Annotated in this window: 23 protein-coding genes; 17 read left to right on the top strand and 6 right to left on the bottom strand. The window is 55.0% G+C overall.

Annotated elements, in window-relative coordinates:
• The first annotated feature begins 30 nt into the window (after nucleotides 1-30).
• From OU997_RS16305 to OU997_RS16295, 3 genes are read left to right on the top strand one after another with little or no spacing between them, the layout of a single operon-like run.
• Nucleotides 31-1,023, top strand: coding sequence for a 2-hydroxyacid dehydrogenase (locus OU997_RS16305; protein WP_267807558.1), 993 nt, complete (start codon nucleotides 31-33; stop codon nucleotides 1,021-1,023).
• A gap of 27 nt (nucleotides 1,024-1,050) precedes the next feature.
• A complete protein-coding gene (locus OU997_RS16300; protein WP_108488034.1) occupies nucleotides 1,051-1,491 on the top strand; it encodes a hypothetical protein in 441 nt (146 codons plus the stop codon).
• Nucleotides 1,488-1,892: an META domain-containing protein gene (locus tag OU997_RS16295; RefSeq protein ID WP_108488035.1), complete on the top strand. Its 405-nt coding sequence runs from the start codon at nucleotides 1,488-1,490 to the stop codon at nucleotides 1,890-1,892. Before OU997_RS16300 ends, OU997_RS16295 begins: the two co-directional genes overlap by 4 nt.
• 185 nt (nucleotides 1,893-2,077) lie before the next feature.
• On the opposite strand, the gene OU997_RS16290 is transcribed toward OU997_RS16295, so the two are convergent.
• From OU997_RS16290 to OU997_RS16275, 4 genes are all read right to left on the bottom strand, one after another.
• A complete protein-coding gene (locus OU997_RS16290; RefSeq protein ID WP_108488036.1) occupies nucleotides 2,078-2,839 on the bottom strand; it encodes an amino acid ABC transporter ATP-binding protein in 762 nt (253 codons plus the stop codon).
• 9 nt (nucleotides 2,840-2,848) lie between these two features.
• Nucleotides 2,849-3,946 (bottom strand): amino acid ABC transporter permease, encoded by a 1,098-nt coding sequence (locus OU997_RS16285; RefSeq protein ID WP_108488037.1) that lies wholly within the window; start codon nucleotides 3,944-3,946, stop codon nucleotides 2,849-2,851.
• A gap of 9 nt (nucleotides 3,947-3,955) precedes the next feature.
• Nucleotides 3,956-5,140: an amino acid ABC transporter permease gene (locus tag OU997_RS16280; protein WP_108488038.1), complete on the bottom strand. Its 1,185-nt coding sequence runs from the start codon at nucleotides 5,138-5,140 to the stop codon at nucleotides 3,956-3,958.
• 101 nt (nucleotides 5,141-5,241) lie between these two features.
• Nucleotides 5,242-6,270: an amino acid ABC transporter substrate-binding protein gene (locus OU997_RS16275; RefSeq protein ID WP_108488039.1), complete on the bottom strand. Its 1,029-nt coding sequence runs from the start codon at nucleotides 6,268-6,270 to the stop codon at nucleotides 5,242-5,244.
• A gap of 480 nt (nucleotides 6,271-6,750) precedes the next feature.
• Here OU997_RS16275 and OU997_RS16270 point away from each other — a divergent pair, with 480 nt between their 5' ends.
• The 5 genes from OU997_RS16270 to rhlB all read left to right on the top strand — a co-directional run bounded on the left by OU997_RS16270 (nucleotide 6,751) and on the right by rhlB (nucleotide 13,273).
• A complete protein-coding gene (locus OU997_RS16270) occupies nucleotides 6,751-7,410 on the top strand; it encodes an alpha/beta hydrolase (protein WP_108488040.1) in 660 nt (219 codons plus the stop codon).
• A gap of 18 nt (nucleotides 7,411-7,428) precedes the next feature.
• The gene (locus tag OU997_RS16265) at nucleotides 7,429-9,330 is read left to right on the top strand and encodes an acyl-CoA synthetase (protein WP_267807554.1); all 1,902 of its coding nucleotides are present in this window, start codon (nucleotides 7,429-7,431) and stop codon (nucleotides 9,328-9,330) included.
• Nucleotides 9,331-9,522: 192 nt separating this feature from the next.
• Complete coding sequence (locus OU997_RS16260) at nucleotides 9,523-10,461, top strand: GGDEF domain-containing protein (RefSeq protein WP_108488042.1); 939 nt, start codon at nucleotides 9,523-9,525, stop codon at nucleotides 10,459-10,461.
• Between the two features lie 108 nt (nucleotides 10,462-10,569).
• Nucleotides 10,570-11,733 carry a dipeptidase gene (locus OU997_RS16255; protein WP_267807553.1) on the top strand — a complete coding sequence of 388 codons (1,164 nt, stop codon included), beginning with the start codon at nucleotides 10,570-10,572 and terminating at the stop codon, nucleotides 11,731-11,733.
• Nucleotides 11,734-11,833: 100 nt separating this feature from the next.
• Complete coding sequence (gene rhlB / locus OU997_RS16250) at nucleotides 11,834-13,273, top strand: ATP-dependent RNA helicase RhlB (protein WP_108488088.1); 1,440 nt, start codon at nucleotides 11,834-11,836, stop codon at nucleotides 13,271-13,273.
• Between the two features lie 267 nt (nucleotides 13,274-13,540).
• Here rhlB and efp read toward each other — a convergent pair whose 3' ends face one another.
• Both efp and earP read right to left on the bottom strand, forming a co-directional pair.
• The gene (gene efp / locus OU997_RS16245; RefSeq protein ID WP_267807551.1) at nucleotides 13,541-14,113 is read right to left on the bottom strand and encodes an elongation factor P; all 573 of its coding nucleotides are present in this window, start codon (nucleotides 14,111-14,113) and stop codon (nucleotides 13,541-13,543) included.
• A 46-nt stretch (nucleotides 14,114-14,159) separates the two neighbouring features.
• The gene (gene earP, locus OU997_RS16240) at nucleotides 14,160-15,293 is read right to left on the bottom strand and encodes an elongation factor P maturation arginine rhamnosyltransferase EarP (RefSeq protein WP_267807549.1); all 1,134 of its coding nucleotides are present in this window, start codon (nucleotides 15,291-15,293) and stop codon (nucleotides 14,160-14,162) included.
• A gap of 474 nt (nucleotides 15,294-15,767) precedes the next feature.
• On the opposite strand from earP, the gene OU997_RS16235 reads away from it, so the two are divergent.
• The 9 genes from OU997_RS16235 (at nucleotide 15,768) to OU997_RS16195 (ending at nucleotide 21,722) form a co-directional block, all read left to right on the top strand.
• Nucleotides 15,768-15,971: a hypothetical protein gene (locus OU997_RS16235; protein WP_267807547.1), complete on the top strand. Its 204-nt coding sequence runs from the start codon at nucleotides 15,768-15,770 to the stop codon at nucleotides 15,969-15,971.
• Between the two features lie 76 nt (nucleotides 15,972-16,047).
• A complete protein-coding gene (locus tag OU997_RS16230) occupies nucleotides 16,048-16,452 on the top strand; it encodes a hypothetical protein (protein ID WP_267807545.1) in 405 nt (134 codons plus the stop codon).
• 74 nt (nucleotides 16,453-16,526) lie between these two features.
• Nucleotides 16,527-16,808, top strand: coding sequence for a DUF6881 domain-containing protein (locus OU997_RS16225; RefSeq protein ID WP_267807544.1), 282 nt, complete (start codon nucleotides 16,527-16,529; stop codon nucleotides 16,806-16,808).
• A gap of 80 nt (nucleotides 16,809-16,888) precedes the next feature.
• Entirely contained in the window at nucleotides 16,889-17,362 is a 474-nt protein-coding gene (locus tag OU997_RS16220; RefSeq protein ID WP_267807543.1) for a hypothetical protein, read from the top strand.
• 564 nt (nucleotides 17,363-17,926) lie between these two features.
• Nucleotides 17,927-18,388: a hypothetical protein gene (locus OU997_RS16215; RefSeq protein WP_267807542.1), complete on the top strand. Its 462-nt coding sequence runs from the start codon at nucleotides 17,927-17,929 to the stop codon at nucleotides 18,386-18,388.
• A 97-nt stretch (nucleotides 18,389-18,485) separates the two neighbouring features.
• A complete protein-coding gene (locus OU997_RS16210; protein ID WP_267807541.1) occupies nucleotides 18,486-18,800 on the top strand; it encodes a hypothetical protein in 315 nt (104 codons plus the stop codon).
• A gap of 398 nt (nucleotides 18,801-19,198) precedes the next feature.
• Nucleotides 19,199-19,516: an SMI1/KNR4 family protein gene (locus OU997_RS16205; protein ID WP_267807540.1), complete on the top strand. Its 318-nt coding sequence runs from the start codon at nucleotides 19,199-19,201 to the stop codon at nucleotides 19,514-19,516.
• A gap of 1,520 nt (nucleotides 19,517-21,036) precedes the next feature.
• A complete protein-coding gene (locus OU997_RS16200) occupies nucleotides 21,037-21,354 on the top strand; it encodes an SMI1/KNR4 family protein (protein WP_267807540.1) in 318 nt (105 codons plus the stop codon).
• Nucleotides 21,355-21,443: 89 nt separating this feature from the next.
• On the top strand, nucleotides 21,444-21,722 hold the full coding sequence (locus OU997_RS16195; RefSeq protein WP_267807539.1) for a hypothetical protein: 279 nt from the start codon (nucleotides 21,444-21,446) through the stop codon (nucleotides 21,720-21,722).
• Nucleotides 21,723-21,748: the final 26 nt, after the last annotated feature.

Below are 21,748 nucleotides of genomic sequence, written 5' to 3'. Positions count from 1 at the left end.
GCGCTGCGAAACCAGACGTCAAGGAGCCCCATGCGCATCCTCCTGTTCAGCAGCAAGCCTTACGACCAACAGAGCTTTAGTGCAGCGGGTTTCCCGTGCGACTGGCAGCTGAGTTTTCAGGAAGCACGCCTGCGCCAGGACAGCGCCGGCCTGGCCGCCGGTTACGAAGTGGTTTGCGCCTTTATCAATGACGACCTCAGCGCCGCCGTACTGCAGCAACTGGCCGCTGGCGGTACACGGCTGATTGCTTTGCGCTCGGCCGGCTACAACCATGTCGACCTGCACGCCGCGCGCGCGCTCGGGCTCACTGTGGTACGAGTAGCGGCTTATTCACCACACGCCATCGCCGAACATGCCCTGGCGCTGATCATGACCCTTAACCGGCGTACTCACCGCGCCTTCAACCGCACCCGCGAGGGCGACTTCTCCCTGCACGGGCTGATTGGCTTCGATCTGCACGGCAAACAGGTCGGCATTATCGGTGCCGGACAGATCGGACTGACCTTTGCGCGGATCATGGCCGGCTTCGGCTGCCAGTTGCTGATCCATGATCCAACGCCTATCGCCGAGCTACCTGCCGGCGCGCAGCAGGTCGGGCTGGATCAGCTGCTGGAAGGCAGCGACATCATCAGCCTGCACTGCCCGCTCACCCCCGCTACCCACCACCTGATCAACGCCGCGCGATTGCAGCAGATGCAGCGCGGCGCGATGCTGATCAATACCGGGCGCGGTGCCCTGATCGATACCCCGGCGCTGATCGGCGCGCTGAAAAGCGGGCAACTGGGCTATCTGGGCCTGGATGTCTATGAGGAGGAAGCCGAGCTGTTCTTCGAGGATCGCTCCGAACAGCCCCTGCAGGATGATGTGCTGGCGCGCCTGCTGAGCTTCCCCAATGTGCTGATTACTGCGCACCAGGGTTTTCTCACCCACGAAGCATTGGCCGCGATCGCCAGCACCACCCGCGACAATATCGCCGCCTGGCTGGCCAATACACCAATCAATCTGGTGCACGCCACTGCGTGATAGCATTTGCGTCCATTTGGAGGACCCATGGCTGAACACGATTTTCGCTACAACCTGCTCAACCCCGAGCACACCCTGATCGAATGCCGCGCGCTGGCACCGGGCCGTTATCAAGTGACCGGCAATGGCGGCTCAATCCAGAGCGGTGACACCCTGCTGGTCACTCTCAAGGGTAGCCGTGAGCTGTCCATGCGCCTGCTGGCCGACAAGGTTCGTCACCTGATCAACCCGCGTGGCCAGTGGGTCGCCGTGGCCACCGGCCCGGCCTTCAAGGAACTGGCGATCTTCAATTGGCAGGCCAACTGCGACAGCTGCAATACGCAGCTGGACTTCGAGTTCGCCGTCGACGCCGCTCTTGGCAAAAAGGCCCAGGCACCAGCCGCCGAAGCGCGAATCAAGGAACTGGGCTGGCAATCGAAAAACGCCAAGCACCTGTGCCCGAAATGCATCAACAAGGAGGCTATATGAAACGCGTACTGACTATCAGCCTGCTGGCTGCCGGTCTCGTGGGCTGCGCCACATCCGCACCGCAGCTGGAAACCGAGCACAGCTACCAGGTGGAATGGATCGGCGAACGTCCACTGATCGACCGCAGTCATCTGACTATCACCCTTGGTGACGACGGCCGCGCCTATGGCAACGCCGGCTGCAACCACTGGTTTGCCGGCTACACCCTGGAGGGCGACAAGCTCAGCTTCAGCGCCGCCGGCAGCACCCGCAAGCTGTGCGCACCGGCGCTGATGGAGCAGGAAGCGCGCTTTCTCGACAGCCTGAGCAAGGTAGAGCGCTGGGACTTCTCCGCCACCGAGCAACTGCAGCTGTGGCCCGCCGAAGGCAAGCCATTACGCCTATGGCCGCAAAGCAAATAAGAGCCCGTCTTGGATCTGCTGCGCGCTGGCCAAACGGCCTTGCAACGCAGTAACAGCTAAAGACTTTTACCTACGTAGCGCCGTGTTTGGTTCCAGCTCGCAAGCGCTGAAACAGACTCTAAGCGCACAAACTTTACGCAAAGAAAAAGGGAGCCCTAAGGCTCCCTTTGTATTGCGGCTGAAACTCAGTGAATGATCTGGCTGAGGAACAGCTTGGTGCGCTCGTTCTGCGGATTGGTGAAGAAGGCGTTGGGCTCGTTCTGCTCCACGATCTCACCCTTGTCCATAAAGATCACCCGGTTCGCCACCGTCCGGGCGAAGCCCATTTCGTGGGTTACGCAGAGCATGGTCATACCGTCTTCGGCCAGGCCGATCATGGTATCCAGCACTTCCTTGACCATTTCCGGATCGAGGGCCGAGGTCGGCTCGTCAAACAGCATGATTTTGGGTTTCATGCACAGCGCACGGGCAATCGCCACACGCTGCTGCTGACCGCCAGAGAGTTGCCCTGGGTACTTATGGGCCTGCTCCGGAATGCGCACTCGCTCAAGAAAGTGCATGGCAATCTCTTCTGCCTGACGCTTAGGCATCTTGCGCACCCACATGGGCGCCAGGGTGCAGTTCTGCAGCACAGTCAGGTGTGGGAACAGGTTGAAGTGTTGGAACACCATGCCAACCTCGCGGCGCACCGCTTCAATGTGCTTGAGGTCTTGGGTCAGCTCAGTGCCATCGACCACGATGCGCCCCTGCTGATGTTCTTCCAGACGATTGATGCAACGGATGGTGGTCGATTTGCCCGAGCCTGATGGCCCGCACAACACGATCCGCTCACCCGGCTGCACGCTCAGGTTGATGTCCTTGAGCACATGGAACTGCCCGTACCACTTGTTCACGCCCTGCAGCAAGATCATCGGCTCGGCGCTGGGTTGCTTGTTGGCTTCACTCATAACTCACTCCTAACGCTTGTGGCCGGTGTCCAGCTTGCGCTCCAGATGCTGGGAGTAGCGGGACATACCAAAACAGAAAATCCAGAAAATCAGCGCGGCAAAAACATAGCCTTCAGTGGCCATGCCCAGCCAAGCCGGATCGGTGGTGGCTTGCTTGATGCTGTTAAGCAGGTCGAACAGGCCGATGATGATCACCAGGCTGGTGTCCTTGAACAGCGCAATAAAGGTGTTGACGATGCCAGGGATCACCAGTTTCAGGGCTTGCGGCAGAATCACCAGGCCCATCATCCGCCAGTAGCCCAGGCCCATGGCCGCAGCGGCTTCATACTGGCCCTTGGGAATGGCCTGCAGGCCACCGCGTACCACTTCGGCGATATAGGCTGACTGGAACAGGATCACCCCGATCAGCGCACGCATCAGCTTGTCAAAGGACAGGCCCTCCGGCAGGAACAGCGGCAGCATCACCGAGGACATGAACAGCACGGTGATCAACGGCACGCCACGCCAGAACTCGATGAAGGTCACGCAGATCACGCGGATTGCCGGCATGTCCGAACGCCGCCCCAGCGCCAGCAGAATGCCCAGCGGCAAAGCCCCGGCAATACCCACAGCAGCGATCACCAGGGTCAGCATCAGGCCGCCCCACTGGCTGGTCGACACGGTCGACATACCGAAGAAACCACCGTGCAGCAACCAGAAGGCCAACAGCGGATAAACCACCAGGAAGCCCAGGCCGTACAGCGCCTTACGTGGCATAAGCGGCACGAACAGCGGTGCAGCACCGATGATCGCCAGCCACAGCGTGGTGTCTACTCGCCAGCGCAGCTCGCTGGGGTAGAAACCGTACATGAACTGGCCAAAGCGTTGCTGCACAAAGACCCAACAGGCCCCACCGCTGGTGCAATCGGCACGGGTAGTGCCCGTCCAGTCAGCGTTGATAAACGCCCACTGAATCAGCGGCGGCAGCATCAGCCAGACCAGATAGACCGCGAACAACGTCAGCAGCGTGTTGAACCAGCTGGAGAACAGGTTGGCACGCAGCCAGCCGACCACCCCGACGCTGAGCGCGGGTGGCGGGAGATCAGGTTTGAATGTATGAGTTTGCATGGCTGCCCCTTACCGCTCGATCAGCGCAATGCGCTTGTTGTACCAGTTCATCAGCATGGAAATGCTGATACTGATCGCCAGGTACACACTCATGGTGATAGCAATCACCTCAATGGCCTGACCGGTCTGATTGAGCACCGTGCCGGCAAACAGCGACACCATGTCCGGATAACCGATACCGGCCGCCAGCGAAGAGTTTTTTGCCAGATTGAGGTATTGGCTGGTCAGCGGCGGAATGATGACCCGCAGCGCCTGCGGAATGATCACCAGACGCAGCGTCTTGCCGGCAGGCAGGCCCAGAGAGCGCGCCGCCTCGGTCTGCCCGTGACTGACGGCCATGATCCCGGAGCGTACGTTCTCGGCGATAAAGGCGGCAGTGTAAATGGTCAACGCCAGGGTCAATGCCATCAGCTCAGGGATGAGCACCCAGCCGCCTTTGAAGTTGAAACCGGTCAATTCCGGCACACTCCATTGCAGCGGGTTGCCGCCCAGCAAAATCGCCAGACCTGGCAGGCCGATCAGCAGCGGAATCGCCCCCAGCGATACCGGGAACAACTGGCCGGTGGCCTCGAAGCGCGCCTTCGACCAGCGCGACAACAGCACCACGCCGATGATCGCCACGATCACCGCGCCAGCAAACAGCGCAAAGCTGTCGGTCGGGCTAGGGGCCGGCATATACAGGCCACGGCTGTTGAGGAAGAACGTTTCACCCACGCCCAGGCTCTGCCGTGGTCCCGGCAAGGCGAGCATCACCGCGAAGTACCAGAAGAAGATTTGCAGCAGTGGCGGGATATTACGGAAGGTTTCGATGTACACGGTGGCCAGCTTGCTGACCAGCCAATTGGGCGACAGACGCGCCACTCCGAGCAGAAACCCCAACAGCGTCGCCAGGACAATACCAATCACCGACACCAGCAGGGTGTTGAGCAAACCCACCACGAAAACACGCCCGTAAGAGTTGCTTTCGTTGTAGTCGATCAGGTGCTGGGCAATGCCGAAACCGGCGCTGTTGTTGAGAAAGGAAAAGCCGGACGTGATGCCGCGTTTTTCCAGGTTGGTCTGGGTGTTGTCAAACAGGAACCAGCCGAGCGCCACAACGGCGATAACGGCAAGAATTTGAAATAGCCAGGCACGCGCCTTGGGGTCGGTCCAAACCGATCCACCTGGGCGCGGGACATTTGCAGTGGTTTGCATAGGAGCCCTCTTGGAACCCTCATGCCCGCATTAGCGGGCATGAGGTTCACATCAATCAGAACAATGCCAGCCACTCAGGACGAGTGGCTGGCAGCGGACGGTCAGCGCACCGGCGGTGCGTACTGCAGACCACCCTTGTTCCACAGGGCGTTGAGGCCACGTTCGATCTTCAGCTCGCTGCCGGTACCGACGTTGCGCTCGAAGCTTTCGCCGTAGTTACCCACTTGCTTGACGATCTTTACGGCCCAGTCTTTCGGCAGTTTCAGATCTTTGCCGAATTCACCTTCAGCGCCGAGCAGACGTGCTACGTCGGGGTTCTTGGTGGATTTGGCTTGTTCTTCAACATTGGCTGAAGTCACACCCAGCTCTTCAGCGTTAATCATGGCGTAGAGCGACCAGCGCACGATGTCGAACCACTCTTCGTCACCCTGGCGTACGACCGGGCCCAGCGGCTCTTTCGAGATCACTTCCGGCAGTACCACGTAGGAATCCGGATCAGCCAGCTTGATACGCTGTGCATACAGCTGCGACTGGTCGGACGTCAGCACGTCGCAACGGCCTGCTTCAACCGACTTGGCGCTCTCATCAGAGGTATCGTAGGTGATCGGGGTGTACTTCAGGCCGTTGGCGCGGAAGTAGTCGGAGAGGTTCAGCTCGGTGGTGGTACCTGCCTGGATGCAGACAGTTGCGCCATCGAGTTCTTTAGCACTGGAAACGCCGAGCTTCTTGTTAACCAGGAAACCTTGACCGTCGTAGTAGTTGACGCCGGCAAAGTTCAGGCCCAGGCCCGAATCACGCGAGCTGGTCCAGGTGGTATTACGCGAGAGGATGTCGACTTCACCGGATTGCAGCGCAGTGAAGCGCTCCTTGGCGGTCAGCGGGCTGTATTTGACCTTGGTCGCGTCACCGAATACTGCAGCAGCAACGGCACGGCATACATCAACGTCGAGCCCCAGGTAGTTACCCTTCTCATCGGCATAGGAGAAGCCAGGCAGACCATCGCTGATACCGCACTGAACAAAACCTTTCTTCTGGATTGCGTCCAGCGTAGCGCCTGCTTGAGCAAAACTGCTGACACCGAGAACAGCGGCGGTGGTCAGTACTGCCAGTGTGGATTTCACCATCTTCATTAAAACCTCCAGTTGCTTTTGTTGTGTTTGGAGTCTCGGCCCTAGCACCGTACCCTTATGGGGCGCGTTGACTGTGTCGGCAGCAACACAATCAGCCGGGATTCAGACCTTGGTCGAGTCTAGTTGCCGATTGCTCCAGCGGCCATAAACTCGTACCCGCCCATTATTTGAATGGGCCAGAGACAGATAGCAAGTGACTTGTCGCACAGCATGCAGCACCTGGCGAACCGGTTGAAAAGCCTGGTACAAGGCGTTTCAGTCTGCTGCGCGTCCGATCAGGTGGCAGTGTTACCACCGGCGGACAACGTCATCAGCCCCTGAGGTGCATAGCAAGGCCCGTACCAGCACCACGCCAGGAGCACCATACGGAGAGGTCAAGAGCAAATCTTGCACCCTGGCGACAACTTCTTTCTAGAATCACCACCCCTAAAATGTAGTCACGCACCAAATCGGCGCAAGCGCACCACAACGGAGCTTCAGATGAGCGAACCCTTGATTCTTCAACCCACACTTGCAGCTGATTCGTGCGTCATTTGGTTGCACGGCCTAGGGGCAGACCGTTACGACTTTATGCCGGTTGCCGAGGCTCTGCAGAAGCGTTTGCACAGTACCCGCTTCGTTCTGCCGCAAGCGCCGACCCAGGCGGTGACCATCAACGGCGGTTATGCCATGCCCAGTTGGTACGACATTCTGGCCATGAGCCCGGCCCGAGCGATCAACCGTGAACAGCTGGAAGCCTCGGCGCAACAAGTGATCGCACTGATCGAAGCGCAGCGCGACAGCGGTATTGACCCAGCGCGTATCGTCCTCGCGGGCTTCTCCCAGGGTGGCGCGGTGGTGCTGCACACCGCCTTCCTGCGCTGGCAATTTGACCTCGGTGGGGTCATGGCCCTATCGACCTATGCGCCGACCTTCAGTGACGAAATCCGCCTGGCAGATACAAAAAAACAACTGCCAGTCCTGTGTTTGCATGGCACATTCGATGACATCGTGTTGCCGGCCATGGGCCGCGCAGCCCATGACTACCTGAGTGCCTCTGGCGTCAGCGTGCAATGGCGTGATTACCCGATGGGCCACGAAGTGGTAAATGAGGAAATCCGCGACATCGCCGACTGGCTGGAGCAACAGCTCACCAGCTGACTGCCTGCGAGTGAAAATATGCCTGTCACCCCTGAAATCAAGACCCAGCACGATATCCAACTGATCGAGCAAACTCCGCTGGCAGAGCGCGACCTGCCTACCAGTACCTATGAGCTGATCCGTCGCAGTGCAGCGCAACTGGGTGACGCGCCGGCGTTGTCCTTCATCCTGCAGGGCAACGTGGACGAGCCGGCATATCGCCTGAGCTACCGCCAACTGCTGGGCAAGATCACCCAGACCGCCAACGCCTTTTACCGCCTGGGCCTGCGTCCAGGTAAGGCGGTGTCGTTCCTGCTGCCCAACCTGCCGCACACCCACTTCACCATCTGGGGTGGCGAAGCCGCCGGGATCGTCAACGCAATCAACCCACTGCTCGACCCAGAACATATCGCCGAGCTTATTCAGGCATCCGACTCCGAACTGCTGGTCACCCTCGCGCCCTTCCCCGGCACCGACCTGTGGGCCAAGGTCGAAGGCCTGCGCGATCAGCTGCCAAACCTCAAGGCGATTATCTGCGTCGACATGGCCAATCTGCTGCCAGAACCGCAGCGCAGTGGCCTCAAGGCCCAGCGCGGAGCCTTGCCTGCCGGCGTACTGGATTTCGATGTGCTGATCGCCAGCTGCCCGGATGATCACCTGGAAAGCGGCCGCGTCATCGCACCCGACGACATTGCCAGCTACTTCCACACCGGCGGCACCACCGGCACGCCGAAACTCGCGCCGCACAGCCATGGCAACGAAGTGGCGATGGCCTACAGCATGAACCTGGTCACCCGCTTCGAGCCCGGCGATGTCACCCTCTGCGGCCTGCCCCTGTTCCACGTCAACGGCGTGATCGTGACCGGCCTCACCGCTTTTATCGGCGGCGCCGAAATCCTCCTGGCCACCCCGCAGGGTTACCGCAACACAGCACTGATCAGCAACTTCTGGAAAATCATCGAGCGCTACAAGGTCAGCTTCTTCAGCGGCGTGCCGACCATCTACGCCGGCCTGCTGCAGGTGCCGAGCGAAGGCCATGACCTCAGCTCGCTGAAATACGCCCTGTGCGGCGCGGCACCGATGCCAGTGGAGCTGATCCGCCAGTTCGAAAGTAAAACCGGACTGACCCTGATCGAAGGCTACGGCCTCACGGAAGGCACCTGCGGCAGCTGCGCCAACCCACCCGCTGGCGAACGCCGCCCTGGCTCCATCGGCCTGCCAATGCCCTATTGTGAGGTGAGCATTAAGGTGCTCGACGAACAGGGCAACTACTTAAGGGATGCGGCAAACAATGAAATCGGCAACCTGTGCATCCGCGGTGCCACGGTATTCAAGGGCTACCTGCAGGCCAGCAAGAATGCCGGCATCTGGGTCGATGGCGACTGGTTCAACACCGGCGACCTCGGCCGCGTGGATGCCGACGGCTATATCTGGCTGACCGGGCGCAGTAAGGACCTGATCATCCGTGGTGGCCACAATATCGACCCACAGATGATCGAGGACGCGCTGCACAAGCACCCCGCCGTGGCACTCGCCGCTGCGGTCGGCAAACCCGATGAGAAAGCCGGCGAGCTGCCAGTGGTATACGTGCAACTCAAGCCCGGCATACAGGTCAGCGAAGCCGAACTGCTGACCCATGCGGCCGAGCACATTCCCGAGCGCGCAGCGATACCCAAGGATGCCTGGGTCATCGACGCAATCCCGCTGACCGCCGTGGGTAAAACCTTCAAACCGGCGCTGCGCTTTGATGCTATTACGCGCGTCTATCAAGCTGCACTGACAGAGCTGGATGCACACCTGCGCGTGGAGGTGCTGAGCGACGACAAGCGCGGCCAGGTCGCCCACATCTACCTGCCCACAGATCAGGCTGCGCTGGCCGAAGCCGTTACCCAACGCCTGGCTGGCTTTGCCGTCGCCATCGAACTGCACCACACCCACTAGCAGCGAATGGCGCAAGGAACGCGCCAGTTTTGTGAACAACCATTCATTTTGTAGACCATTGGTCGCGCCACCCACTGTAAGGATTGTCAGCCCTCAAACAGCGGAATATGGTCAGAGCTGGTGTTCGCCCTTCTTGTAGGGAGCATTAGCGATGCCCATCGGTTCGACAATTCGGCCACAGCTGCACGCGCAATGAAAAATGCCAAGTGGCAGGCTGACCTGCAGCAACTTCGTCATATGCGACTGTTCAATAATGTCGCCGCCAGCAGCATCAACCAGCTGCTTAAGGCATTTCGCGCCTGCGATCTGGATGCCGGTGAAATCCTCCTCTCACCGTTTAACCGCAATCAGTACCTCTATGTTCTGCTCAAAGGGCAACTCAAGGTCTACCTTGGCTCCCTCGACAGCCAAGCTGTCAGCACCCTGAAAGTCGGCGACTGTGCTGGCGAAATCAGCTTCATCGACAATGAACATCCATCCGCCTATGTCGTTGCCACTGAATCCTCCTGTGTGCTCCGCCTGCACCGTGAATCCTTGTTCAACCTATTCCGGCAATCGCCTGAGCTGATGCAAAACTTGCTTGAACTGCTCTGCGACCGCGTACGCAAGGGCAACCGGCTCATCCTCGACAGCGAACAGACCGCCAACATCGATGCCCTGACCGGCGCCTATAACCGGCGCTGGCTGGAGCATATCTTCGAACGCGAAAGTACCCGCAGCGCTTTCAATGAAAAACCGTTGTGCATGCTGATGCTCGACGTCGACCACTTCAAAGCCTACAACGATCAACACGGCCATCTTGCTGGCGACTACGCACTGTGCCTGGTGGCTCATACATTACGCAGCCAGCTGCGCCCCAAAGACAGCCTGACCCGTTATGGCGGTGAAGAATTTGTCATTCTGCTCCCGGAAATTGCCATCGACGAAGCCCGCACAATCGGTGAGCGTCTGTGCCAAGGGCTGCGCCATGTCAACTCCTTCCACTCCCCCATTGGCGTCCTGCCTGGTGTAACCATGTCAATCGGACTGGCCCAGATGCAGCCCAAAGACAGCCTGCAAGGCCTGATCGCCCGCGCCGATTGCGCCTTGTATCGAGCCAAGCAACAAGGGCGCAATTGCCTGTGCTATTAGCTGGTACGCGCTCCACCCAACAGCACGCGCCGCCGAATCACGGCTTGCGACGACACAGAACCACCCCCTAAAGTGCTGCGCATAACAACAACGCCCGGATCACCTTCTATGCGCAAAATGCTGATCACCTTACTGATAATCCTGTTGATCGCTGCAGGCAGCGTGTTCGCCCTCCCCTCCTTGCTTGACCGCAAGATGAACAGCGTCGAATCCCCCGCGCCCTATCCCGCCAGCGAGTCGGCCAACCAGTTGCATCAACAGCTGTTTATCGCCGACCTGCATGACGACGTGCTGCTGTGGGAGCGCGACGTGCTCAAGCGCTACGATTTTGGCCACTCCGACCTGCCACGCATGCTCGAAGGCCGCGTCGGCCTGCAGGTGTTCTCCACCGTGACCAAAACGCCGCGTGGCATCAACTACGAACGTAACAGCGGCGACACCGACAACATCACGATGTTGGCGATGGCCCAGCGCTGGCCCAAAGAAACCTGGAGCAGTCTGCTACAGCGTGCGCTCTATCAGGCGCACAAGCTCAATGACGCCAGCATCAACAGTAACGGCCGCCTGGTACTGATCAAAACCCAAAGCGACCTCACCAGCTTTGTCAGCGCCTGGCAGAAAGACCCGCAGCGTGTCGCGGCAGTTCTCGCCACCGAAGGCCTGCAACCGATCGAAGGCAAACTGGAAAACGTCGACGCGCTCTATGAGGCAGGCTTTCGCATCACGGGCCTGACCCACTTCTTCGATAACGAAATCGGTGGCTCAGCACACGGCCTTGAGAAAGGCGGCCTGACTCCGCTAGGTAGACGCGTGATCAAGCGCCTGGAAGAAAAAGCCATGCTGATCGATCTGGCTCACGCCTCGCGCCCGCTGATCGATGATGTACTGGCCATCAGCACACGCCCGGTTCTGGTTTCCCACACCGGTGTCGAAGGTACCTGCAAAGGCCCGCGCAACCTCAGCGACAAGCATCTGAGAGCCATCGCGGCCACTGGCGGCGTCATCGGGATCGGTTACTGGGATGCTGCGGTATGCGCCACCTCGGTCGAGGCCATCGTCAACGCCATTCGCTATACCGCCAGCTTGATCGGTGTGGAGCACGTAGCGCTGGGTTCAGACTTCAACGGCACCATTCATGCACCATTTGATGTTACCGGCCTGCCGCAACTAACCGAAGGCCTGCTCAAGGCTGGGTTCAGTCGGGCGGACATTACAGCCATCATGGGAGGTAATGTGCAGCGCCTGCTGTTGAGTAACCTGCCTACAAACTGAAACCCCGCCACCGAGCGCAATCCGGCATGGCACTTCGCCGCGCCGGCTTCTTGCTTTACACTGGCGTCCGTTCACTCCTTAACCAATTGATGAGATGACCGTGCTCAAAGCACTCAAGAAAATATTCGGCAAAGCCGAGGGCGAGCAGCCCAGCCTAGCAAGCCCGCACGAAACGCCCAGCGCACCGCGCGCCAAGCAGGATGCACACGCGGACAACGACAGTCGCAACAGCAAACCGCATGCAACAGAAACGACTGAAACACCGTCGCCGCGCCAGGGAAAACCGGCAAAATCGCGTCGCGAACGCCCAGCCAAGCCTGTCGATACCTGGAAGCTGGAAGACTTTGCCGTCGAGCCGGCTGAAGGCAAGACCCGCTTCCACGACTTCAAGCTCTCCCCCGAGCTGATGCACGCGATCCATGATCTCGGCTTCCCCTATTGCACACCGATCCAGGCTCAGGTGCTGGGTTACACCCTCAGCGGTCGCGATGCGATTGGCCGAGCCCAGACCGGTACAGGCAAAACGGCAGCCTTCCTGATCTCGATCATCACCCAACTGCAACAGACGTCGGCACCGAAAGAACGCTATATGGGCGAACCCCGCGCCCTGATCATTGCGCCCACCCGCGAGCTGGTGGTGCAGATCGCCAAAGACGCCGCCGCCCTGACAAAATACACCGGTCTCAATGTGATGAGCTTCGTCGGCGGCATGGACTTCGACAAACAGCTCAAGCTGCTGGAATCGCGTTTCTGCGACATCCTGGTAGCCACGCCCGGCCGACTGCTGGACTTCAACCAGCGCGGCGAAGTGCACCTGGACATGGTCGAGGTGATGGTGCTCGACGAAGCCGACCGCATGCTCGACATGGGCTTTATCCCGCAGGTCCGCCAGATCATCCGCCAGACCCCGATGAAGGGCGAACGCCAGACGCTGCTGTTCTCCGCCACCTTCACCGACGATGTGATGAACCTGGCCAAGCAGTGGACCACCGACCCGGCCATCGTTGAGATCGAACCAGAAAACGTTGCCAGCGACACCGTCGAGCAGCATGTCTACGCCGTAGCCGGCAGCGACAAGTACAAGCTGCTGTACAACCTGATCACCCAGAACGACTGGATTCGCGTGATGGTCTTCGCCAACCGCAAGGATGAAGTGCGGCGCATTGAAGAACGCCTGACCCGCGACGGCATCAGCGCCGTACAAATGTCCGGCGATGTGCCGCAACACAAGCGTATCCGCGCCCTGGAAGGCTTCCGTGAAGGCAAGATCCGCGTGATGGTTGCCACCGATGTGGCCGGCCGTGGCATCCACGTCGACGCCATCAGCCACGTAATCAACTTCACCCTGCCGGAAACCCCGGACGATTATGTGCACCGCATTGGCCGCACGGGGCGCGCTGGCACCAACGGCACCTCGATCAGCTTTGCCGGGGAAGACGACGCCTACGCCTTGCCTGCCATCGAAGCCCTACTGGGCCGCAAGATCGCCTGCGAAATGCCACCAGACGAGCTACTCAAGCCCGTACCACGCAAACCGTGACCATAGCCCCCCAAGCGAAGCCATCAGGCTTCGCTTTTTTATGCTCACGTTTTTTTGATCAGGCACAGCCATGAACACGCCTGCGCAGTCGCAGGCAAGAAGAACGGCTTCGATAAAGGTAGAGAACGGCAAACTGATCTGGCTGAAGCCAGCAAGAGAGGGCAAAACATGCAGCTTTTAAATTAACCGCCCGTAGTACTGCTGAGCCAAAAATCTGCAGCACTACGGAACGGTCTGGCGTACTAATTATTCGCCGTCGACGCAGGCTTAGGCCGGAGCTTTGGCGCGCGACTTGTACTCACCGGTACGAGTGTCGATTTCAATCCAGTCACCGATTTCACAGAAATCAGCCACTTTCACTTCGGTGCCGTTGCTCAGCTTGGCCGGCTTCATCACTTTGCCGCTGGTGTCGCCACGAGCGGAAGTTTCAGTGTAAGTCAGCTGGCGCACGATAGTGGTCGGCAGATCAACGGAAATCACTTTACCTTCGAAGAACACCGCTTCGCAGACGTCAGTCATGCCTTCTTCAATAAAGGGCAGAACGCTTTCCAGATCTTCAGCACGCAGTTCATAGGAGTTGTACTCCGGATCCATGAACACGTAGTCCTCACCGCTGATGTAGGACAGGTTCACTTCCTTGCGCTCAAGGATAACCGGTTCCATCTTGTCGTCAGCTTTGTAGACGGTTTCAGTCTTGGAACCGTTGATCAGGTTCTTCAGCTTCATCTTTACGATGGCGCTGTTACGGCCGGACTTGGTGAATTCGGCCTTTTGAATCAGCCATGGGTGCCCATCGATCAGCGCCACGCTGTTAGGCTTCATTTCTTGTGCGGTTTTCATACGAATATCCGGATTTGGATGGAGTGACAGAATTCTTGGCCGCATATCATAGCCAATTTAGATAAAACTGCACCAGCGCCGTAGCAAGATCAGCCTGAGAGCCCCGTTCTAGGCACCACTTTTCAGCATGCGCCTGCTGCTCTGGCCAGCTCTGCAGCAACTGATTCCAGCTTTGCGCCATCGCACCGCCGCCATTCCAGGCATGCCACAGCCCGGTCAAGGCCACCTGCGCATCCGCCGAAAGGCCCTCTTTATAAAGAGCCAGAAATGCATCGAGCTTCTCCAGATGCACATCATCTGCCTGCTGATAAATATGCCAAAGCAGCGGCCGGCCCGCCCACTGCGCACGCACAAAGGAGTCTTCGCCGCGCACCGCATTAAAATCGCAGCACCACAACAAACGGTCGTATTGATCCTGCTGCATAAATGGCAGCACCTGGACATGCAACTGACCGCGCTGAATGCGATCGCCAACATTTAATGCAGAACCGCCCAGCCATGCTTGTAAACTACCGAGGATGCGCCCCTCAGGCACCAACAACTGAGTTGGCTGCCCTCCCCTCGCCAACACCTCAAGCCAACCGTCCAGCGCGTTATTTTCATAAGCAAACAGAGAAATAAGTCGGGCTCCCGCCACAAACTCAACCCCCAAGCTGCGTAAAAATATCCGACGCGCAGCCTCATCGGCCTGAAAAGCTCGCCGCTGCGCCAACAGCTCGCGCTCACGTAGCAAACCGCCACTGCCGGCCGTAAATCCTGGGAAAAAGAAAAACTTCGACAACCCATTCGACTGCAACGAGGGCAAACCATGGCAACCCTCAACCCAAGCCTCGGCACTGAGGTACTCAAGATTGAGCCACAAAACCTTGCGCCCACGCCCGGCCATTGCTTCGATGTAAGATGCGGGCAACTCACAAGCGAATGCTTCAATCACCACATCGGCCGGCTCAACCACCTGCCAATCAGCGTTCCATAGCCGTATCTCAACACCATGTCGTGCCTGACATAACGCCTGCACATCGGCCTGCGGACACAAGCAGGCAAAAGCCTCGAGGTCATCGACCCATAAACGTACAGCAGCCCCATGCTCAGCCACCAACTGCCGCGCCAGTCGCCAGGTAATGCCAACATCACCGTAGTTGTCGACCACACGGCAGAAAATGTCCCAGGTTGCACGCATGCTCCACTCCAGAAAACACACCATAGAAGTAGCCAAGCCGACCGCTGAATGCAGAAACGAAAAAGCCCGACACAGGGTCGGGCTTTTCGTTAATCAATCTGGCGGTGAAGGTGGGGTGGGATTCGAACCCGTTTCGACACCCCTCCGTAGCTGACCTTTGTTGGATAAAACCAGCAAGCCAGCACAGCTAAACACCACCATTCTGTCCAATGCCGGCCTTCTCTGGCTAGTGATTTCGACACTTATCGACACGCTGGCTAGACAGCCACAACACCGACCAGTAGCCTCTATCACCATTAAAGTATGAGTCCAGCTTGTCTTCAGCACCATGCCGCTTTTCATTTTTGCTGTGTCGTATTTTCTTTTGGGAAATGCAAGGAATTCAAAAGCTTATCGCATGACAAGGAATGTTATCCACCACACCCCATAAACGTTATGACACCAATTGGTGTCTATTTATAGTTAGAGAACACTATGGAAGTCCTCGCTCGCACACTGATCATTGCCTGCAAATACATCAATGATCGAAGCAACTCGGACAACGATGAAGACGTCGCATTGCTAGAAACAATTGCTTCCGAACTTGGCGCAGCATCGGAGGCAGAAAAGCAGTGTTTAATCCAAACTGCAAAAGCATTAGGCGACGAAGCATGGCCCGAAGAGTTAGGTATTCTCTAACAATGCGCTCAAATCGCTCACTTCGTTCGCTGGGACGGGCTAAAGCCCGCCCCTTAGCTTAATCGTTAGACGTCATATGAATACTCAAGAATGGGTAAAATTTCTCGACCTCTGTAATGAGATTCTTGGTGAAGGTAGCCACTCGTTATATCTTTCAGAAAACTGGTGCTCTTGGACAACTTTTGACCGGATACTCAGCGACGCAGGTTATTGGAAATGCGGGCTGCCGCGAAAAGGGGAGTACGGAGACACAGGTGTTTTTGACGGCGGTACATGGGGGCAACCTTTTGAATATTCATCAATTGCTCACCTCATAATTCCAAGTAAATTTGAATTTGCAGACATGTACAAAGGTCAATTTGTATACAAAGAGACAGAGCAAAAAATAATTGATCTTTCACTGAAGCTCCAAGAAGAAAGAATCAGTCATTTCATTTCGAATTGGGCATTAGAATTACGGTTAATACCGGCGAACGTCTAACAATTGGTTCAAACCGTTCGCTGCGCTCACTGGGACAGGCTAAAGCCTGCCCCTTAGCTTAATCGTTAGGTGCCATGAAATACATCGATGTAGCCTGGAATCACGAGTTTGAATCTGAACCAATACGTTTGGTATCGGAGCTTGATGCTCAGCGGTTTGAGACACGTAAGATGGAGTTTTTCCGTAATGGTGAGGTCGGTTACGCCTCAATCATTGGAGCAACTCCTGGCACTGATTTAGGCTTAATGGCCGTACCGGACCTGAAAGAGATAAATTTAGATCCAGAATTTCAGGGTATAGAAATTAGTAGCCACGAATTTGAGTTGCTTTGGGCTAAACATGTGGCCGGCACCTAACTACTGGTTCAAGCCGTTCGCTTCGCTCACTCGGGACCGGCTAAAGCCGGCCCCTTAACCAAACGTTATGCACTAAACCCATGACTTATCTCGGATACCTAAACAAAGAGCAACTCCTCAATTTGGTGGACGAGGCTTTTCCTTTCGTGGGCAAACCATCCGACTCCGAACTCATGTACTTTGATGACTCTGACTGGCGCTGCAAATTTATAAAAGCACACATGCAGGCTTACACAGGACCTTCGCTACCCAAGGACGGAGTCATATATTTACATAGTGAGCTTTCAAATCTTTCTGCAAAAGGCATGCAATGGTTTCTGCCTTCACTTGTCCGTGCAATCATCAGGTGCACGGATAAATATGACACCCTCACAGAATGCTTAATAAACGATCTTGAGTCCGATGAAAGTCGCGTGCAAAATATCGACGTACGATACGGCACACTCAGCAAAGCTCAAATTCAATGTCTAGAATCAACACTAGAATATATCTCAGAGCAGCATGGCCACTATATTTCATTAGCACTACTAACGCTTGAGCGTCTGCATGCATAACAATTGGTTCAAGCCGTTCACTTCGCTCACTCGGGACCGGCTAAAGCCGGCCCCTTAACCAAACGTTAGAGATTAAAAATGAATTCTATCGCGGTTATTTTTCTAGGATCAGCGCTCAACTCTGTAATTCTAAAGTTTTTTGCATATATATTAAAAATCGAAGATCGTAGCTTTACAAAATGCTTCATAGCTTCAATTATCACTATCTGCCTGTATTTAGGCTTATTTTTCTCTGGCATTGTTACAAGCATAATATTTTTAAATACTGTTTATTTTCTACTGATGCTGGCGTGCGCGATATTTATCCTGCGAGCCACCTTTCCTAAGGCTGTTGCTATCAGCCTTATGCTTATCTCACTAACATTACTAAGTCAGTGGTGGTAGTGTCTTTGCCGGGTCTCATGAGAGAGATAAACAGCATGCCACTGTTAGCTCTATTTTTAGCGAGGGTCTACGCTCTAAGGGCCAATTGCGTAATTAACCTCTAACAATTGGTTCAAGTCGTTCGCTTCGCTCACTCGGGACCGGCTAAAGCCGGCCCCTTAACCAAACGTTAGGCCTTCAATGCATCCATCACGTTCAAATGACATATTTCTAGCAGCACTTATTTCGCTAGCAGTTATATTTATTACATCAATAAAAGGAGATGCGCTGTATTTAGGCATTTGGTACTACTTCACTGTTCCGGCTGTCATTTTGAGTTTGTGTGCAGTCATTCGACCTGCACCGCTCTTTCTTACAGGTGCTTCGCTAGGAATTGCCATAACACTACTTTGCGTAATGTCGGTCAACTGGAGCTCATCACACCCTGAAGGGCTGCTAGGTCTGGGTCATGTCTCCTCACTTCCAGGCGCTATTATTGGTGTCCTATTAGCCGCAGTAACAGCAAAGAGAAAAAACATCACATTACCTTATACTTCCTTATCAATGGGGTTAGGCGGCTTACTTATTGGCTACTTAATGAATCAAACCGTTGTTTGCAATACTGTTATGTGGTGTGGGCCGCTCTCAATGCCTATCAAATGAAAAGCCTAACAACTGGTTCAAATCGCTCGCTTCGCTCACTGGGACGGGCTAAAGCCCGCCCCTTAACCAAACGTTAGGCATACAACAGGATCACTGAATGCGTAATATATTCATCGTTCTCTTAGTCATGTTACTTGCAGGTTGCGACGTCGCAAGCAGCATGAAGGATGGCCTTAAATATTCAGAATTGTCTGCAAAAGACCTAGAGAAGAACATAGGAATTAAACCTTTTGTTGGGTTCAATTGGCATAACGGCACTCTAACAACAGTAAGTGTTACCTTTCCAAGCATACCTAGCTCAAAACAATTAGAAGAAATCTCAGAGCTTGTTGAAAAATCAGTTAAATACAACTTCAAGCAAGTGCCAGAACAAATTGTAATTTCATTCACTATCATGCCTCGCACTCAATGAGAGCCTAACAAATGGTTCAAATCGTTCGCTTCGCTCACTGGGACGGGCTAAAGCCCGCCCCTTAACCAAACGTTAGCCAATCGCTTTCAGCTTGTTTGGTTTTTAATCGCGTACATCAGCAATATCGCTCCAATGCTTTAGGCTTCACACAATTTCAAATTTTGTGTTTACTGAACCATCGCGCCACCATCGGGGCACGACTAAATTGCGGTTCGCCAGCAACATCGAAACATTGGATTTATCGCGTTTCGCCAGGTATTTCGCGCAACGCGTTACAAGCAGGAATGTGGTGCTTCAAATTATGCGTACATCCGAGCGTCTAACAATTGGTTCAAATCGCTCGCTGCGCTCGCTGGGACGGGCTAAAGCCCGCCCCTTAACCAAAACGTTAGGTGAATATGGAAATTCGCATTCCGCCCGAGTATCTAGAATTTATTGCCCTGCACGGTGCCATAGAGTCCTTTACAGAAGGCAAACCTGGCTACGTTGAGCTCTGGCTTCCAGAGGATATTGCTAGAAATAGCGAGGACATACAGATTAAAGAGCTTGCCCCCGGCTATCTTGCTTTTGCAGGTAACGGAGGCGGAGAAATACTGGCTTTCAACTCACAGGGAGAGGTATTCATGCTGCCGCTCATAGGCATGGAAGCTCGTTACGCACAAAAAATTGCAAATACCTGGAATGAGCTTGCAGGCTGCATCGAGCTACCCACCTAACTAGTGGTTCAAGTCGTTCGCTTCGCTCACTTGGGACCGGCTAAAGCCGGCCCCTTAACCAAACGTTAGCCAATCGCTTTCAGCTTGTTTGGTTTTTAATCGCGTACATCAGCAATATCGCTCCACTGCTTTAGGCTTCACACAGTTTCAAAATTTGTGTTTACTGAACCATCGCCGCCGCCATCGGGGCACGTTGAAATTGCGGTTCGCCAGTAATATCGAAACATTAGATTTATCGCGTTTCGCCAGGTTTATCGCGTAACGCGTTACAAGCAGGAATGCGGTGCTTCAAATTCTGCGTACATCCGAGCGTCTAACAATTGGTTCAAATCGCTCGCTGCGCTCGCTGGGACGGGCTAAAGCCCGCCCCTTAACCAAACGTTAGGCCAATGACAAAAACTCAGATAATCAGCGCCACTGCGTCGTGCCTGCTCTACTCAATCGGTTTGGTCGCACTGGCCATATTCGCATGGGCGTCAATGGAGTATCTTGCAACGCAAGATGACAGCCTAAAGGGTGAGTTAAACCTAATAGCTTGGGTCGCTTCATGTTGGTCATTAACCACTATCGCAGCGGCATTCTCTCTAACCTACGTGTTCAGAGAAAAAACCAAGAAAATACACAAGACATGTTTGGCATTTCCGCTAGCACTTGCGTCAGCAGCTTTAATGCTTACTATCATCTTTCCAGGATTATCTAAATAAGATGTCAGTACGCTGCTGCATCAAGCCTGCTAACGGCCTAACAATAGGTTCAAACCGTTCGCTTCGCTCACTGGGACGGGCTAAAGCCCGCCCCTTAACCAAACGTTAGAAGCGGCTATAAATTTGGCGGTATTAATATGCAAGGAAGCATCAAAATTATGTCAAAGTCTCACAATCGCAGTATCCAGTTATATACTTTAATTTTGCTAAACGAACTGAATCCCCTCCTCTTCGGCTCGCAAAATGACTGACATCCGTTCTCTTTTTGGTCGGTACTCGCGTCCCTTCATCGGCGCACAACGCTTTGCTTGCAAGATTTTGCTTTATCGGCAAACGTCAGCACGTTCGTTGCCCACCATTTTGGTTCGACTTAAGGTAAAGTTTTCGTCGCTTACCAAATCGATGTCCGACTTGCCACCGCGTCTAACTACAAGTTCAAGTCGTTCGCTACGCTCACTAGGACGGGCTAAAGCCCGCCTCTTAACTTAACGTTAGCCAATCGCTTTCAGCTTGTTTGGTTTCTAATCGCGTACATCAGCAATATCGCTCCAATGCTTTAGGCTTCACACAGTTTCAATTTTTGTGTTTACTGAACCATCGCCGCCACCATCGGGGCACGTCTAAATTGCGGTTCGCCAGCAACATCGAAACATTGGATTTATCGCGTTTCGCAGGTTTATCGCGTAATGCGTTACAAGCAGGAATGTGGTGCTTCAATTTATGCGTACATCCGAGCGTCTAACAATTGGTTCAAATCGCTCGCTGTGCTCGCTGGGACGGGCTAAAGCCCGCCCCTTAACCAAACGTTAGGTGAATATGGAAATTCGCATTCCGCCCGAGTATCTAGAATTTATTGCCCTGCACGGTGCCATAGAGTCCTTTACAGAAGGCAAACCTGGCTACGTTGAGCTCTGGCTTCCAGAGGATATTGCTAGAAATAGCGAGGACATACAGATTAAAGAGCTTGCCCCCGGCTATCTTGCTTTTGCAGGTAACGGAGGCGGAGAAATACTGGCTTTCAACTCACAGGGAGAGGTATTCATGCTGCCGCTCATAGGCATGGAAGCTCGTTACGCACAAAAAATTGCAAATACCTGGAATGAGCTTGCAGGCTGCATCGAGCTACCCACCTAACTAGTGGTTCAAGTCGTTCGCTTCGCTCACTTGGGACCGGCTAAAGCCGGCCCCTTAACCAAACGTTATAAGGCTAAGGAGAGTCTGCGGTGTACCTAAAAATAGTTAACACTGTTGCCGTAAGCATTATTGCTGCCGCCATTATTTTTTATGCTGGTGTCTTTTCAAATTCATTCAGTCAAAACATGTGCTATTCCGATATATTGTCAAAGCTCGGCTCTGATGCGGAAATTGTTGCGAACACTGAAAACCGCGACACCTTTAAAAATTGGGCAAAATTTATAAATAACATGCCTAACCACGGCTACGAATCCGATTGCAAAGAAATACTAAAATACCTCAACACCAAAACATTGCATGCGAAATAGCCGTATAACAATGCGCTCAAATCGCT

Source organism: Pseudomonas sp. SL4(2022), from assembly GCF_026625725.1.
GTDB lineage: Bacteria > Pseudomonadota > Gammaproteobacteria > Pseudomonadales > Pseudomonadaceae > Aquipseudomonas.
This window is presented reverse-complemented; position numbering and strand designations above follow the sequence as displayed.